This window comes from Flavobacterium sp. ACN2, assembly GCF_002303885.1.
Taxonomy (GTDB): Bacteria; Bacteroidota; Bacteroidia; order Flavobacteriales; family Flavobacteriaceae; genus Flavobacterium.
This window is the reverse complement of the sequence record NZ_MRCM01000008.1, coordinates 107,622-123,445: the sequence shown is the minus strand read 5'-3', so window position 1 is coordinate 123,445 and position 15,824 is coordinate 107,622. Positions and strand designations below refer to the sequence as shown.

Sequence of the window (15,824 nt, the reverse complement as noted above, 5' to 3'; positions counted from 1 at the left end):
GCTTAGAGCGGTATAATTATTTAATAATTTCTACTGTATTTCCGTCTTGTAAGTTGATCTGACCTGTAACAATTACTACTTCTCCGTCATTTAAACCATTAATGATTTCAACTTTATCTCCTAAAATTCTTCCAGCTACAACTTTTTTCAATTTAGCAACATTGTTTTCTACAACAAAGATTTCGTTGCTGCTCACACTTCCAACAAAAGCATTTCTAGGAACAACTTTCAAGTTTTGTTGTTGGTTTTTAGCACCAAAGTTTGCCGTTCCGTACATACCTGCTTTTAAGTCGTTGTTAGCATTGTTTGTAATTTCAATTTCTACAGGGAAATTTAAAGAAGCATCTGCTTTTGCTGCAATGAAAGTAATTTTTCCGCTAAATGATTTATCAGGATAAACACTTGCTGTAATGTCTACAGTTTGTCCTAATTTTAAACTAGCAACTTGCGTTTCGTTTACTGTAACAGTTAATTTCAATTTAGAAACATTTACAATATCAAATAAAGCAGTTGCAGGCATTCCAGCTAAAATAGATCCTGGTTCGATATATTTTTTATTGATGTATCCGTTAATTGGAGCTTTTACTCTTGTATCTCCAACATTAATTTTAGCTTGAGTATAGTTAGATTGAGCATTAGTTAAAGCCAATTTTGCTTGATCTAATTGTTGTTTTGTAACACCGCCAGTTTTGAAAGCATTTTCATATCTAGCATAATCAGATTTTGCATTTTGATATGCTGCTTCAGCTGCTTGAGCATTTACATTGATAACATCACCTCTTACTGTTAAAAGAGTTTGTCCCACTCTTACATAGTCACCTTCTTTAACTAAAACACTAATTACTTTTCCAGATTTTTCAGCAGAAAAAGTCAATTCCTGAATCGGTGCGAAGTTTCCGTTTGCAGTAAAACCTAAGTTAACATCTTCTGTTTTAACTGTAGCTACTTTTACAGAAACTGCTGCATTTTTTTCTGCTACAATTGCAGTTTTCGCTTCGTTTTCTGTTTTGTTCTTATTTAGAATGTAGTTAATCCCGACAATAGCCACGACTATGATTACGATTGTTATAATTATTTTCTTCATTGTAATAATTTGTTATTTAGTAAGAGATTTTAGTTCGCCTTTCGATTTGATTAGAGATATTTCGGCAATTTTATAATTTAAAACTGCTCTTGTAAAATTATTTTGAGCTTCAAGTGATGCATTTTCTGCATCTAGCAAATCGGTTAAAGATGCTAAACCTTGAAGGTAATTGTTTTTAGTATTTCCTAAAATTTCTAACGCTAAACGCATGTTTTCTCTCTGATTCTCAATAGTCACAAGATTATTATTAATCTGCGTCATTGCATTTCTATAATCTAAATCAAGAGAAAGTTTAGTGTCTTTGATATCTTCTTGAAGAGATCTGATTTCAACATCAGCTTGTCTTACTCTAGAACGAGTTCCAAAACCTGTAAAAATCGGTACTCTCAAATTTAATCCGATTCCAGAGAAATCTGACCAGTATACTCCAGATGATGGTTTTGCAAACCAAGGAAATTCTGGACCTTGACCTATATAGTTATATCCAGCTGTCAATGAAAGAGTAGGATAATATTCTGCCTGAATTGCCTTTTTATTAAATACTAAAAGCTCTTCTTGTTTCTTTAAAAGCAGGTATTCTGTTCTGTTTTCAACATTTGGCTCTTCTGTTAAAGACGTTGGAACCACTTCAAATTCTTCTTTAGGCATCACAAATTGAGATTCGATAGGCATACCCATGTAGAATTTCAATGCATTTTCCTGCAGTTCAATTTGATTTTTAACTTGCTGACGATCTGTATCAATGTTAGACATTTTTACAATAATACGGTCTAAATCTATTTTTTTAGCCAACCCATTATCAAATTGTCCTTGCACAATATCACGAACCTTTTGAGTATTTACATAGTTACTGTCTAACAATATCAGTCTTTCACGCTGTACATAAACAGAATAGTAGTTATTTGCAACTCTTTCAATAACTTGTTCGTCTGTCAATTGACTATTAATCTGATAAAATTCACGTGTAGACTGTGCTGCTCTTAAACCTGTAAAAACCGCCTGATCAAATATTGCCTGAGTTAAAGAAACCCCAGCTGTTGATGTCCATTTCTGACCAAAAGCAGCTTGAATTGTCGTTCCTGGCTGTCCAAATCCCGCACCATCAATAACTGTTGTTTGAATGATAGGATTATAAGTTAAGTTACCATTTGCAGTTATTTGCGGTAATGCTCTCGAGCGTATTTCTTGAATTTTATATTCGCTGTTTTCGACCTGAAGTTTTGCCTTCTTAGCATCGGCTTTATTTTCAAGTGCATATGTAACAGCCTCTTTCAAGGTTAAGGTTTTGACTTGTGCGCCAGCAGTTATGCCTAGTGTACACAAAACTATAAGAAAGATTCTTTTCATAAGTAGTTACTATTTATTTTAAAAATTTGAGATGGCATCGTCATTTCCTCTTTTACAACTCTCCCAGAATAAAATGACGACAATTTGGATAATTAATTATTTATTTTTTTTAATTGCTTTTCTAATTCCTCTACTCCTTTTTCGGTTGCCATTGCACGAGTATGATACTCCAAGGCCTCCAACTCTATTCTTTGCGCTTCACTTTCAGAAACCGTATTTTCGTTTATATGAAAAACTAGAGTGTAATAAAACTTAACATATACCTCTACATTTAAATCACTTCTATATAGGCCTTCACGAATTCCTTTTTCGATATTTTCTCTAAAAAGTTGCGTACACTGATCAATTTCAAAAGACAAAATGTTTTGATAAATCTCTGGATAGTGTTTTTTCAACTGATAGATTGGCGAAGTGTCAATGTTGTTTTTAAACATATCACGAAACATTTCTCTAATCTCAAAATTCTCATGAATAGCGTTATAATTCTTTGCTATAATCGTGTCCATGATTTCGTGCACTTGGCCATGAACTAATGATGTGCTTTCCTCAATCAAAACTTCTTTGTTGCAGAAATATTTGTAAATCGTTTTTTTCGAAATACACATTTCACCTGCAATATCATCCATTGTAACACTTTTAAAACCAAGCTTTAAAAATAACTCGCTTGCTTTTGCTATAATCTTCTCTTTCATTTTAAATTCTCGAATTGCCTTACAAATATACTTTGGAAACTAAAATCAAAAAAATAGTTTCCGATATTTTTGTAATAATTTTACATTAATTTATTCTTTTAGTAAGATTTATATGCTAAATTCTAAATTTGCTATAAGTTTGATGTCTTTACCCAAAGCGGCGCCAGAAGAATGATTAAAAGAGCTAAAATCTAAACCAAAGTCTTCTCGTTTGATGTTTCCTTTAATTTCAAAAGCTACTTTCTTTTCTCCGTTATATATATTTTCTCCTAGAAATTCAGCATCCAATTCAACTACTCTTGTAATATCTTTTATGGTTAAATCTCCTTTGAAGAAATTGATATTCTGATTTACTTTTTGAAATGAAGTCGATTTGAAGCTAATAATTGGATGCTCATCTTCTTCAAAAAAGTCTTGAAGCTGTAAATAAGCATCTATAGATTGGAAACTTTCATTTTTGTTATTGATATCCAAAGAGAATTCAACCGAAGCATCTTCAATCTCATTATCTTCAATGTTTACATAACCATCAAATTTATTTGTGCTTCCACCCATATAAGCAGTTCTCGATCTTCTCATTTCTAATAAAACATCTGACTGACTAGAATCTAAGGTCCATTTTGTTTTCATAAATACTTGATTTAATTGAGTTTATAAATCATTCAAACTCTTATGGAAACTTTTACAGTGTTCTTAGTTTCCATTATAACGCTGCAAATATAGACAGGAAACTCTAAATACCAAAAAAGTTTCCAAGTTTTTTAGAAAAAATTTTAACATCTTAGAAATGAGAATGGTTAAGAACCCTTTCTAATTCTTTAAAGAGCTTTTAATCATTTCAATAATTGAAATTCATATTTGAATTGTATCTTTGAGCCTCGAAATCAGAATTCATTATGCACGATATAAGTCAGTACCAAGATTTTTTCATCAATTATCTTCAAAGCCAAAACATACATAAAGAGCCTAAAAATCTTTACGAGCCTATAGAATATATTTTAGGACTTGGCGGAAAACGCATCCGTCCTGTTTTAACTTTAATGGCCGCAGAGGTTTTTGATACTGATTATTCGATTGCGCTTCCGGCAGCAATGGCGGTGGAAGTTTTTCATAACTTTTCGCTGGTTCATGATGACATTATGGATGATGCGCCTTTGAGAAGAGGACAAGTTACCGTACATGAAAAATGGGATTTAAACACCGGAATTCTTTCTGGAGATGCCATGCTTATTTTGGCTTATCAATATTTTGAACAGTATGAACCAACTGTTTTTAGGAACCTAGCCAAATTATTCAGCAAAACAGCGCTTGAAGTTTGCGAAGGACAGCAGTGGGATGTAGATTTTGAAACTCGTAAAGATGTTACAATTCCCCAATACCTTAAAATGATTGAATACAAAACAGCTGTTTTGGTTGCAGCTGCCATGAAAATGGGAGCAATTGTATCTAAAACTTCTGAAAAAGAAGCCGATTTAATTTATGATTTCGGATTGAATTTAGGATTGGCCTTCCAGCTTCAAGATGATTATTTGGATGCTTTTGGAGATCCTGAAACTTTTGGAAAACAAGTAGGAGGAGATATTATTGAAAATAAAAAAACGTATTTGTATCTAAAAGCATTAGAATTTTCTACTGACGAAAAAGCTTCAGAATTAGAAAAATTGTTTACGCTTCAGCTAGAAGATAATGTAGAAAAAATAGAAACTGCCAAAGCAATTTTTAATCAATCTGGAGCATCAAAATCCACTCAGGAAGCAATTGAAATGTACACTTTTAAAGCTTTTGAAACATTAGAAAAAATGGAAATCAGCGGTGAAAAGAAAAACGTTTTGAGGACTTTCGGAGAAAATTTAATGGGACGTAAAGTTTAGTATTCAGAAAAAAATCTACAATCAGCAATCTAAAATCTAAAATCACATGTTTGTAGCACCCGTAAATACCGAATCATTATTAGCGCAAGCGCAGGCAGAGACTTTATATTTGAATCTTATTGAGCAGATTAACAAGGATTTTAATTTGGCGAATGAAGGAATTGACTTTCCATTAAGCATTTCGCCTGACGAATTAAAAATTCAGCTTCACGAAAAAATCTACCGAATGATTCAATACAAATTTGCTGAATATTTAAATCTGCTTTACATTATTGACGTTCCCGAAAATGAAATAAAAAGTCTTGACGGATCTGATTTGGTGATTCTAGCTGAACAAGTCGCTTTCTTGATTTTAAAAAGAGAATGGCAAAAGGTTTGGTTTAGAAATTATTACAAATAAAAGATTCTAAGGTTCTGAAATAATATCCCGAAGCTTCGGGACTAAGTTTTTTTCTCATTGGAACGAACGATATTGTGTAGCTTATCTAATTCACTCCAAAGTCCAAAATACTGTGTATCAATTTCACTTCCAATAATTTGGAAACGATAACATTTAAAGCAAATCTTTGCTATTCCGATTGTCTTTTTTTTCTTTTTAAAAATAAAAACATCACGATATTCAGGGATACAAGCAAATTCATTAGTCTGAATAGAATCTTTTTCACTGAATACGTCTTGAATTTGTCTTTGTTGTTTACTTGATAATTTCGATTTTTTATAATCATATTTCAACAACAGATTCTCAAAATCTTTTTCAACAGTATTTGGATAATACCAATAAAAAAAGCTTGAGAATTCTTTTTTCTTTTCTACCTGTAAATCATTATCCTTGGATAAATGTTCGAAATCACTTTTGAAATCAATATAATAATGATCGATTTCATCAGAATCAAAAAAAGGTCGTAATTCTTTTTTTACCATCTTTTCTCCATTGCTATCTGGTTTCTTAGAATTACAACCTAAAAGTATAATTACCGTAATTATAAAAATAAATTTCTTCAAATTTCTGCATTTAAAACTTAGAATCTTAGCAACTCAGCACCTTAGCAACTTTAGAAATACACTCTCACAAAAGGCATAAATCCAGAGCCATAAAGACTTTTATTAGGATCATATAGAACATCGTAACGCGCTCCAATTGTTACATTTTTTGTTCGGTAACCTGCTCCTAAATATAACGCAGTATTCCAATAACTATCTGAATACGATGGGAAGTTGTAAGTGGCTTCATATTGAGTATCAACTCTTACCTGTTCTAATTCCGCTGATAATTGGATTTCAGGAATCGGATTCACAAGACCGATAAGGCTTCCTCCCCAAACGAAAGATTCGTAATAATTTTTTTGATACAAATAACCGAATTGAAGACCTGTTCCTACAGCTACAACTTCGTTGATATTGTAAATGGCACTTGGCATTACAGAGATATTGGTATATCCTGAACCAAATCCGAGACCTAAACCGCCTCCAAATTGAACTTTGTCCCAAAAATGGCTACTGTTGTCAATGACATATTTTTGTTGTGCAATACTATAACTTGAAAATAAGACAGTCAAAATCACAAAAAAATATCTGCAATCGATTGAAAATTGAATTTTATTCATAGTTAACGTTTATTTTAACAAATTTTTACGTAAAAGTACGTAAAAAAAAGATTTAAATAAATGTGATTGTTGTACTTTTGCCTTTCTATATAACAAAAAAGTATATTCACTCATATTATGGATAGGTTTTCATTTTTAAACGCAGCGCATACCGAGTTTTTTGCACAATTATACGATCAGTATTTAGTTAACCCAGACAGCGTTGAGCCTAGCTGGAGAAGTTTCTTTCAAGGTTTTGACTTTGGACAAACAACTTATAACGACGAAAACCCTGTGCAAACGATTGTTGAGTACGTGACTAGCGACAACACAGATTACAGTCAAGTTTCAGAAAAACTAAAGAAAGAATTCAACGTTCTAAAATTAATTGACGGATACCGTACGCGCGGGCATTTATTCACAAAAACAAATCCTGTTCGTGATCGTAGAACTTCATCTCCAACTTTGGATATTGAAAACTTCGGATTATCTACAGCTGACCTTTCAACTGTTTTTGATGCTGCTCAAACAATCGGCATGGCGCCTTCTTCTTTACAAGATATCGTAAATCGTCTTAAAGCTATTTACTGCCAGCATATCGGTATTGAATATATGTACATTAGAAATCCTGGTGTTGTAAAATGGATTCAGGACAAATTGGCTGTAAATGTTAATCAGCCAAATTTCTCTACAGAAGAAAAGAAAACAATCTTAAATAAATTAAACGAAGCTGTTTCTTTTGAAAACTTCCTTCATACTAAATATGTTGGACAAAAACGTTTCTCATTAGAAGGAGGAGAATCTATCATCCCAGCTTTAGATGCTTTGATCGAGCAAGCTGCTGAAAAAGGTGTTGAACAATTCGTAATGGGAATGGCTCACCGTGGTCGTTTGAACGTTTTGGCAAACATCTTCGGAAAATCTACTCAAGATATCTTTGGTGAGTTTGACGGTAAAGATTACGATCAAGAATATTTTGACGGTGACGTAAAATACCACTTAGGCCTTACTGCCGACAAAAAAACAAGATCTGGAAAAAGCATCAACATCAATTTAGCACCAAACCCTTCTCACTTAGAAACTGTTGGAGCTGTAATTGAAGGTATCACAAGAGCTAAACAAGATAAATACTATGCTGACGATTTCTCTAAAGTATTGCCAATCGCAGTACACGGAGATGCTGCAATTGCAGGTCAAGGTATTTTATATGAAATCATTCAGATGGCTCAACTTGATGGTTACAAAACTGGAGGAACAATCCACATCGTAATTAACAACCAAGTTGGATTTACAACAAACTACTTAGACGCTCGTTCTTCTACTTATTGTACAGACGTTGCTAAAGTAACCCTTTCTCCAGTATTACACGTAAATGCTGATGATGCAGAAGCTGTTGTACACGCTGTATCTTTTGCATTAGACTACAGAATGCAATTTGGACGTGACGTATTTATTGACTTATTAGGATATAGAAAATACGGACATAATGAAGGTGACGAACCTCGTTTCACACAACCTGTTTTATACAAAATCATTGCTAAACATAAAAACCCAAGAGACATCTACGCAGATAAATTACTTTCTGACGGTGTAATCGATGCATCTTATGTTAATGCTTTAGAAAAACAATACAAATCTGCTTTAGAAGAAAACTTAGAAGCTTCACGTAAAAAAGACTTAACAATCATTACTCCATTCATGAAAAACGAATGGGACGGATTTGTTCAAGTAACAGATACTCAAATGCTTCAAAAAGTTGATACTACTTTTGCTAAAGAAGGATTAGATTCTATCATTAAGACAATCTCAACTTTACCAGAAGACAAAAAGTTTATCAACAAAATAAGTAAAATTGTTACAGACAGAAAATCTGGTTACGATAACAATACCATCGATTGGGGAACTGCAGAAGCACTAGCTTACGGTTCGCTTTTAACAGAAGGATTTGACGTTCGTATTTCTGGTCAAGATGTTGAGCGTGGTACATTCTCTCACCGTCATGCTGTTGTAAAAGTAGAAGATTCTGAAGAAGAGGTAATCTTATTGAACGCTATTGAAAACAAAAAAGGAAACTTTGGCGTATTCAATTCACTTTTATCAGAATATGGAGTTTTAGGTTTTGATTATGGATATGCATTAGCAAACCCAAAAGCCTTAACAATTTGGGAAGCACAATTTGGAGACTTCTCTAACGGTGCTCAAATCATGATTGACCAATACATTTCTTGTGGTGAAGACAAATGGAACAACCAAAATGGTATTGTTTTATTATTGCCTCACGGATATGAAGGTCAAGGTGCAGAACACTCTTCTGCAAGAATGGAACGTTATTTACAGCTTTGCGCAAGACACAACATGTATGTTGCTGATTGTACAACGCCAGCTAACTTCTTCCACTTATTAAGAAGACAAATGAAAACGAATTTCCGTAAACCATTGGTAGTTTTCTCTCCAAAAAGTTTATTGCGTGATCCAAGATGTGTATCTACAGTTGAAGAAATTGCAAGCGGAAGTTTCCAAGAAACAATTGATGATAATACAGTAGACAAAAAAGGTGTAAAAACTTTAGTTTTTGTTACAGGTAAATTCTACTATGATATCGTAGCAGAAAGAGAAAACAACGGAAGAAATGATGTTGCAGTGGTTCGTATCGAACAATTATTCCCTTTCCCTGTAGATCAAATCAAAGAAATTATTGCACAATATCCAAATGCTGACGATTATGTTTGGGCACAAGAAGAGCCTAAAAACATGGGAGCTTACAGCTTTATGTTAATGAACTTTGATCTTGTAAAATGGAGATTGGCTTCATTAAAAGCATATTCTGCTCCAGCGTCTGGAAGCTACACACGTGCAAAACGTCGTCATGCAGATGCAATTAGAATGGTATTCGATAAAAATTTATTCAGATAATAAAAAAAATGTTTCAAGTTTCAATACCGATAGCTATCGGGAATGAAACCATAAAAACCTTAAACAAAGAAATAAGATGATTTTAGAAATGAAAGTCCCATCACCAGGGGAATCAATAAAAGAAGTTGAAATTGCAACTTGGTTAGTAAAAGACGGAGATTATGTAGAAAAAGATCAGGCGATTGCTGAAGTTGATTCAGATAAAGCTACTCTTGAATTACCTGCTGAAATGAGCGGTGTAATTACACTAAAAGCTGAAGAAGGTGATACAGTAGCTGTAGGCGCTGTAGTTTGTTTAATTGATACAGATGCTGCTAAACCAGCAGGTGGCGCAGCTCCAGCGGCTGAAGCTCCAAAAGCAGAGGCGCCGAAAGCGGAAGCTCCAAAGGCAGAAGCACCAAAAGCTGAAGCTCCTAAAGCAGCTCCGGCAGCAACAAGTTATGCAGCTGGAACTCCATCTCCTGCAGCAAGAAAAATATTAGACGAGAAAAATATTGCTCCAGCAACAGTTTCTGGAACTGGTAAAGGCGGAAGAATTACTAAAGATGATGCTGTAAATGCAGTACCTTCTATGGGAACTCCAACTGGTGGTAGCCGTGGAACTGAGCGTACAAAATTATCTATGTTACGTCGTAAAGTAGCAGAAAGACTAGTTTCAGCTAAAAATGAAACAGCTATGCTTACTACTTTCAACGAAGTAAACATGACACCAATCAACCAAATTCGTAATGAATACAAAGATGCTTTCAAAGCAAAACATGGTGGTCTTGGTTTAGGTTTTATGTCATTCTTTACAAAAGCAGTTACAAGAGCTTTACAATTATATCCAGATGTTAACTCTATGATGGACGGTGATTACAAAATCGCTTACGATTTTGCAGATATCTCTATCGCAGTTTCTGGACCAAAAGGATTAATGGTTCCTGTTGTTCGTAATGCTGAACTTTTAACTTTCCGTGGAATTGAAGCTGAAATCAAAAGATTAGCTTTAAGAGCTCGTGATGGTCAAATCACAGTTGACGATATGACTGGAGGAACTTTTACAATTACTAACGGTGGAGTTTTTGGAAGTATGTTATCTACTCCAATCATCAACCCTCCGCAATCAGGAATCTTAGGAATGCACAACATCATCGAGCGTCCGATTGCTGTAAACGGAAAAGTTGAAATTCACCCAATGATGTATGTTGCTCTTTCTTACGACCACAGAATCATCGACGGACGTGAGTCTGTTGGTTTCTTAGTTGCTGTAAAAGAGGCTTTAGAAAACCCAGTAGAATTATTAATGAATGGCGACGCTAAACGTGCTTTAGAGTTGTAATTTTTAAAGTAATTTTTCACAATAATATAAAACCTGTTCATTAATTTGAGCAGGTTTTTTTGCTTAAGATTAGCTTAATTTTAACTTAAGCTGTTAATTTTTTAAAAAAAAGTAAATTTTACCCTTTAAAAAATATTTAATTTAGAATAAATAAGAATAACTTGTGTAGTTGCCGTCCAACAATTAAATTTGCACTATCAAAATTAATTCTAAATAAAAATGAATTTAAAATTTACAATTTCTTTTTTGAGTTTTTGCTTTGCTTTAATGACCAGCGTATCAGCTTTGGCTCAAGAAAAAGCAACTATTAAAGGTCAAATAAGCTTAACAAATAATCAGGCTGCAGATAATGTATCTGTCACATTGAAAGGAACAAAAATAGGAACTAACACAGACGCAAACGGTTTCTATGAAATTAAAAATATTAAACCAGGTAACTATGTGCTAAAAGTTTCTGGAATTGGCTATTCTTCTAAAGAAAAAAGCGTTAGTCTTAATAGCGGCGATTCAATTATTGAAGATTTTAGAATTAGTGAAAACTCTCAAGAATTAAATGAAATTGTTGTAAACGGAAACAGAAAAAATCCGCTAGCTCGCAAAGAAACACAACAAGTATCAAGATTACCTCTTAAAAATCTTGAAAACCCACAAGTTTATACTACAATTACTGCTGAGTTATTAAAAGAACAAGTAGTTACCAATCTTGATGATGCGCTTAAAAATGCTCCAGGATTAACACCTCTTTGGGCTTCTACAGGTCGTGGAGGTGATGGTGCAGGTTACTTCTCTTTAAGAGGATTTGCTGTACAACCAACAATGACTAATGGATTGCCAGGTTTAACAAACGGAGGTTTAGATCCTGCTAACATAGATAAAATTGAAGTAATTAAAGGCCCTTCTGGTACTTTATTCGGAAGCAGTTTAATCTCTTACGGAGGTTTAATTAACTTAACTACAAAAAAACCTTATGATCGTTTTGGAGGAGAAGTTAGCTACACTGCTGGAAGCAACGGTTTAAACAGAGTAACGGCAGATGTTAATACTCCTGTAGACGAGGAACACAGAATTAATTTCCGTGTAAATACTGCTTATCATACAGAAAACAGTTTCCAAGATGCTGGATTTAAAAAATCATTCTTTTTTGCTCCATCATTATCTTACCAAGTAAATGACAAACTTTCGTTTTTCGTTAATACAGAATTCATGAACAACAAACAGACCAACGCTACTATGTTATTTTTAGACAGAGCAGCTCCGTTGAGAGTTCACAATATGGATGAATTAGGTTATGATAACAAACGTTCTTACACTAGTAATGAATTAGCAATCGAAACTCCTTCATACAATTTACAAGGTCAAATGATGTACAAATTCAATGATCAATGGACTTCACAAACTGTAGTTTCAAGAGGTTCTTCTTCATCTAATGGATACTATAGCTATTTATACGAAGGAACACAATACGCTCCAGCTGAAATAAGCGAAGGAATTGTTTTAGGACGTTCTATGAATTATCAAAATTCTACAACTCTAACAACAGATATTCAACAAAACTTTATTGGAGACTTTAAAATAGGAAACCTAAGAAACCGTCTTGTTGTTGGTTTAGATTACTTCAACAGAGGTATGGTTGACAATAGCTCTAATTACGTAAGAAATGGTAATGTTTACATCGGTAATCTAGATGTTGCAACTGTGAATCAATATCTTTATAATATCACAGATCCTACTAAATACATCACTAATGGAGATAATGGAAACTTAACTAAAGCTGGAACTGATGCTCTTATTGCAAGTGCCGGAATTAGTATGAACAAAACAAAACAAGAAGTTTACAGCGCCTATTTTTCTGACGTAATCAATTTTACACCGGCTTTATCAGCAATGGCAAGTTTACGTGTTGACCGTTTTGTAACTGCTGGTGATTTATCAACAAGTGCCGATGATTTTAATCAAACTGCATTTTCTCCTAAATTTGGTATCGTTTATCAGCCAATTATAGATAAAGTTTCGCTTTTTGCGAACTACATGGATGGTTTTGCTAATTCAGCTCCAGTAACAGAAATTTTAGGTGACGGAACTACTCGCCCAAGAACTTTCAAACCAGAACACGCTAACCAATTTGAAATTGGTACAAAATTAAACGTGTTTAAAGATAAACTTTACGCGACATTTAGCTACTATGACATTCAGGTAAAAGACCAAGTTTATGTAGTTTATACGGCTACATCTCAAACGCCTTACCAAGATGGAGCACAAAGAAATAAAGGTTTTGAAGCAGAATTCGTTGCAAACCCTATTGATGGTTTAAACATCGTAGCAGGTTACAGCTATGTTGATGCTGTCTTAAACGCTGGAGATCCTTCTTTTGTAGGACGTAGACCTGAGAGTTCAGGACCAAGAAACTTAGCAAATCTTTGGGCAAGTTATAAATTCCCAGAAGGAGATTTAAAAGGTTTTGGTTTAGGTTTTGGAGGAAACTACGCCGACAAAAACTTAATCATGAACAGAAACGGTGTTGGTCAATTTACAATCCCTTCTTATACTGTTTTAAATTCTTCTATTTTCTACGGAACAGAAAAATACACATTGACATTAAAATTAGACAATATTGCCAATGTTGATACATATGATGGTTGGTCAACAATTCATCCAAGAAATATGAGAACTGTTGCAGCGAACTTCTCGTACAGATTCTAATAAAAAACAATAAAAACACCTTTCTCGTAAAAGAAAGGTGTTTTTTAAATTTTAAAGATTATGATTACAACTGCCAGCGTTATCGTTTTTTTAGCTTTTTACACTCTTTATTATACTTCAAAAAGAGCTGTATTGTCTTATGATTTAGGTTTTGAAAAATGGATGCAGAAAAATCCAAAACAAACTAAAATCATTGGCTTAATGCTTTTGTTATCTGCTTACATGATGTGGCTTTTTACACAATCATTAGGCTGTGGCACTTTGATATTTTTTATTCAGCTCATGACAGTTGGAAGTTTAATCATTATCCTTACACCATTAAAAAAAATAAACAGTAAGTTACTTTTGGCATTACTGGTTTTTATTGCACTAACAGAATTCTACTACCAGTAATCATTATCAAATTATGCCAGCAAATTCAAAATATCTAAATTCCTCTTTTTGGCCACGCTTTTCCAAAATTACTGCTGCAATTTTAGGAGGATACTTTGTTTCTGTTACTTTTCATTTGGCTTTAGCTTCTTGCTTTAACCGTGCCAATGTATTAATCACAATGGCATTTAGCGGTTTTATTCTATGGGTCGCTTTAATGATCATCGCATTTTTAGCCAAAAGTGGTTGGAAAATATGGGGAATTTATATCTTGCTTTCGTTACTTTTTTGTCTTTTTATCTATTTGGGTCAAACCTATAATACGGCACAATAATATTTATGAATAACCGTCATTACAATATCTATTTTCACACACATACTGTCAGCGGAATCGTTATCAGTGTAGTTCTTTTTGTAATTTTCTTCGCTGGATCTTTTTCTTTTTTTAGAGATGAAATCATCAATTGGGAAAGAAGTGAATCTACAGCAATCACAAGAGAAATTCAATTAGATTACAATAACGCACTGCAGCATCTGGACAAAAAATATGTTTTGCACGGAAGAAATATCACTATTTCTAAACCTTCAGTAGAAAATCGAGTAGCTGTTTATATGGAAGGAACCAAAGATACCTTGGCTCCAAAAAAACAGCAAGCAGGGGAGTTTTTTTATTTAGACAACAAAAATTACAAAGGCTATACTTATGAAGAATCGTATTCATTAGGTGAACTTTTATACCGTCTGCACTTTCTGGCGCAAATTCCATATCCTATAGGATACTATTTATCTGGATTTACAGCTTTGTTTTTTTTATTCGCAATCATAACAGGCGTTTTGTTGCATTGGAATAAAATTGTTTCTAATTTTTACATGTTCCGTCCAAAAGAAAAATTAAAAACACTTTGGACAGATGCACATACAGCTTTAGGAATGATTGGTTTGCCATTTCAATTTGTATATGCAGTTACAGGAGCATTTTTTATGATTAAACTTTTAATTGTAGCACCAGCCGTAATGGCTTTATACAAAGGAGACCAAGATAAACTATACAAGGAACTGGAATATACAGATCCCGATTATAAATTTGAAAATAAAAAACTGGCCAATCCATTTAATATTAATGAGCTGGTTGCCAAAACCAAAAAGAATTGGGCCGATTTTGAAATTACCCGTGTTTTTATCCAAAATTATGGAGATGCAAATATGCATGTTTTGGTAGAAGGCGAACTTTTAAGCCATAAAAAGTTTACTGGAATTGGAAAAGTAGTTTACAGAGTTGCCGACGGAAAAGAAATTGCCAAAAAAGACCCAATTGCACAAACCAGTTATTTAGATGTTGTAAAAAATGTTTTGTATAGAATACATTTTGGCGATTATGGCGGATATGCTTTAAAAATTGTAAGCTTCATTTTAGGAATTATAACCTGTTTTGTCATTATTTCTGGAGTTATGATCTGGCTTGTTGCCCGACAAAAAAACAATATGCCAGAAAAGAAAAGGCGTTTCAATAATGCTGTTGTTCGCATTTATCTGGCCATTTGCTTGAGCATGTATCCAATTACAGCACTAGCCTTTATAGGAAGTAAAATTTTCTATCCGTTAAGTCAGTCTAATTTGTATGCACTTTATTTTGGAGGCTGGCTATTGCTAACTATTTTCTTTATTATTAAAAAGAATGATGCTTTTACCAACAAATTCTGTCTGATTTCAGGAAGTATTTTAGGATTCTTAATTCCAATTACCAACGGAATCGTTTCTGGAAATTGGTTTTGGACTTCATTTATGGAAAACAAATTTCAGATTTTCTTTATTGATGTTTTCTGGATTTTCCTAGCTGGAATTTCATTATACACCGCTTATCATTTAAAGCCAAAAAAAGCAGTTTCTTAAAAATTAGCTTAATTTATTTGCCCTCTATTGGTTTTGCGTATACTTTTACGC

14 protein-coding genes are annotated in these 15,824 nt (G+C 33.5%); 8 read left to right on the top strand and 6 right to left on the bottom strand.

The genetic code is table 11. From position 1 onward, the window contains the following. Positions 1–16: 16 nt before the first annotated feature. From BSF41_RS11690 to BSF41_RS11675, 4 genes are all read right to left on the bottom strand, one after another. The gene (locus tag BSF41_RS11690; RefSeq protein WP_095929672.1) at positions 17–1,084 is read right to left on the bottom strand and encodes an efflux RND transporter periplasmic adaptor subunit; all 1,068 of its coding nucleotides are present in this window, start codon (positions 1,082–1,084) and stop codon (positions 17–19) included. Positions 1,085–1,096: 12 nt separating this feature from the next. Then, a complete protein-coding gene (locus BSF41_RS11685) occupies positions 1,097–2,431 on the bottom strand; it encodes a TolC family protein (RefSeq protein WP_095929671.1) in 1,335 nt (444 codons plus the stop codon). Between the two features lie 92 nt (positions 2,432–2,523). After that, a complete protein-coding gene (locus BSF41_RS11680) occupies positions 2,524–3,123 on the bottom strand; it encodes a TetR/AcrR family transcriptional regulator (protein WP_095929670.1) in 600 nt (199 codons plus the stop codon). Positions 3,124–3,231: 108 nt separating this feature from the next. Continuing rightward, positions 3,232–3,753, bottom strand: a complete 522-nt coding sequence (locus tag BSF41_RS11675; RefSeq protein WP_095929669.1) for a YceI family protein — start codon at positions 3,751–3,753, stop codon at positions 3,232–3,234. 266 nt (positions 3,754–4,019) lie between these two features. Here BSF41_RS11675 and BSF41_RS11670 point away from each other — a divergent pair, with 266 nt between their 5' ends. After that, on the top strand, positions 4,020–4,994 hold the full coding sequence (locus BSF41_RS11670) for a polyprenyl synthetase family protein (RefSeq protein ID WP_095929668.1): 975 nt from the start codon (positions 4,020–4,022) through the stop codon (positions 4,992–4,994). 46 nt (positions 4,995–5,040) lie between these two features. Next, positions 5,041–5,394, top strand: coding sequence for a hypothetical protein (locus BSF41_RS11665; protein WP_095929667.1), 354 nt, complete (start codon positions 5,041–5,043; stop codon positions 5,392–5,394). 41 nt (positions 5,395–5,435) lie between these two features. Here BSF41_RS11665 and BSF41_RS11660 read toward each other — a convergent pair whose 3' ends face one another. Then, on the bottom strand, positions 5,436–5,996 hold the full coding sequence (locus BSF41_RS11660; protein WP_095929666.1) for a hypothetical protein: 561 nt from the start codon (positions 5,994–5,996) through the stop codon (positions 5,436–5,438). 50 nt (positions 5,997–6,046) lie between these two features. Next, entirely contained in the window at positions 6,047–6,598 is a 552-nt protein-coding gene (locus BSF41_RS11655) for a hypothetical protein (protein WP_095929665.1), read from the bottom strand. A gap of 117 nt (positions 6,599–6,715) precedes the next feature. On the opposite strand from BSF41_RS11655, the gene BSF41_RS11650 reads away from it, so the two are divergent. The 6 genes from BSF41_RS11650 (at position 6,716) to BSF41_RS11625 (ending at position 15,773) form a co-directional block, all read left to right on the top strand. Beyond that, entirely contained in the window at positions 6,716–9,490 is a 2,775-nt protein-coding gene (locus BSF41_RS11650) for a 2-oxoglutarate dehydrogenase E1 component (RefSeq protein WP_095929664.1), read from the top strand. A gap of 76 nt (positions 9,491–9,566) precedes the next feature. After that, the gene (odhB, locus tag BSF41_RS11645; RefSeq protein WP_095929663.1) at positions 9,567–10,811 is read left to right on the top strand and encodes a 2-oxoglutarate dehydrogenase complex dihydrolipoyllysine-residue succinyltransferase; all 1,245 of its coding nucleotides are present in this window, start codon (positions 9,567–9,569) and stop codon (positions 10,809–10,811) included. Between the two features lie 219 nt (positions 10,812–11,030). After that, positions 11,031–13,511, top strand: a complete 2,481-nt coding sequence (locus BSF41_RS11640) for a TonB-dependent receptor (RefSeq protein WP_095929662.1) — start codon at positions 11,031–11,033, stop codon at positions 13,509–13,511. Between the two features lie 60 nt (positions 13,512–13,571). After that, positions 13,572–13,904, top strand: coding sequence for a hypothetical protein (locus BSF41_RS11635; RefSeq protein ID WP_095929661.1), 333 nt, complete (start codon positions 13,572–13,574; stop codon positions 13,902–13,904). Between the two features lie 13 nt (positions 13,905–13,917). Next, positions 13,918–14,217 (top strand): hypothetical protein, encoded by a 300-nt coding sequence (locus BSF41_RS11630; protein WP_095929660.1) that lies wholly within the window; start codon positions 13,918–13,920, stop codon positions 14,215–14,217. Positions 14,218–14,222: 5 nt separating this feature from the next. Then, on the top strand, positions 14,223–15,773 hold the full coding sequence (locus tag BSF41_RS11625; RefSeq protein WP_095929659.1) for a PepSY domain-containing protein: 1,551 nt from the start codon (positions 14,223–14,225) through the stop codon (positions 15,771–15,773). The last annotated feature ends 51 nt before the right edge of the window (positions 15,774–15,824 follow it).

Excerpts from the sequence above, each read along its gene's own strand:
- BSF41_RS11690 (WP_095929672.1), bottom strand. The coding sequence starts at position 1,084 with ATGAAGAAAATAATTATAACAATCGTAATCATAGTCGTGGCTATTGTC.
- BSF41_RS11685 (WP_095929671.1), bottom strand. The coding sequence starts at position 2,431 with ATGAAAAGAATCTTTCTTATAGTTTTGTGTACACTAGGCATAACTGCT.
- BSF41_RS11680 (WP_095929670.1), bottom strand. The coding sequence starts at position 3,123 with ATGAAAGAGAAGATTATAGCAAAAGCAAGCGAGTTATTTTTAAAGCTT.
- BSF41_RS11675 (WP_095929669.1), bottom strand. The coding sequence starts at position 3,753 with ATGAAAACAAAATGGACCTTAGATTCTAGTCAGTCAGATGTTTTATTA.
- BSF41_RS11670 (WP_095929668.1), top strand. The coding sequence starts at position 4,020 with ATGCACGATATAAGTCAGTACCAAGATTTTTTCATCAATTATCTTCAA.
- BSF41_RS11665 (WP_095929667.1), top strand. The coding sequence starts at position 5,041 with ATGTTTGTAGCACCCGTAAATACCGAATCATTATTAGCGCAAGCGCAG.
- BSF41_RS11655 (WP_095929665.1), bottom strand. The coding sequence starts at position 6,598 with ATGAATAAAATTCAATTTTCAATCGATTGCAGATATTTTTTTGTGATT.
- BSF41_RS11650 (WP_095929664.1), top strand. The coding sequence starts at position 6,716 with ATGGATAGGTTTTCATTTTTAAACGCAGCGCATACCGAGTTTTTTGCA.
- odhB (WP_095929663.1), top strand. The coding sequence starts at position 9,567 with ATGATTTTAGAAATGAAAGTCCCATCACCAGGGGAATCAATAAAAGAA.
- BSF41_RS11640 (WP_095929662.1), top strand. The coding sequence starts at position 11,031 with ATGAATTTAAAATTTACAATTTCTTTTTTGAGTTTTTGCTTTGCTTTA.
- BSF41_RS11635 (WP_095929661.1), top strand. The coding sequence starts at position 13,572 with ATGATTACAACTGCCAGCGTTATCGTTTTTTTAGCTTTTTACACTCTT.
- BSF41_RS11630 (WP_095929660.1), top strand. The coding sequence starts at position 13,918 with ATGCCAGCAAATTCAAAATATCTAAATTCCTCTTTTTGGCCACGCTTT.
- BSF41_RS11625 (WP_095929659.1), top strand. The coding sequence starts at position 14,223 with ATGAATAACCGTCATTACAATATCTATTTTCACACACATACTGTCAGC.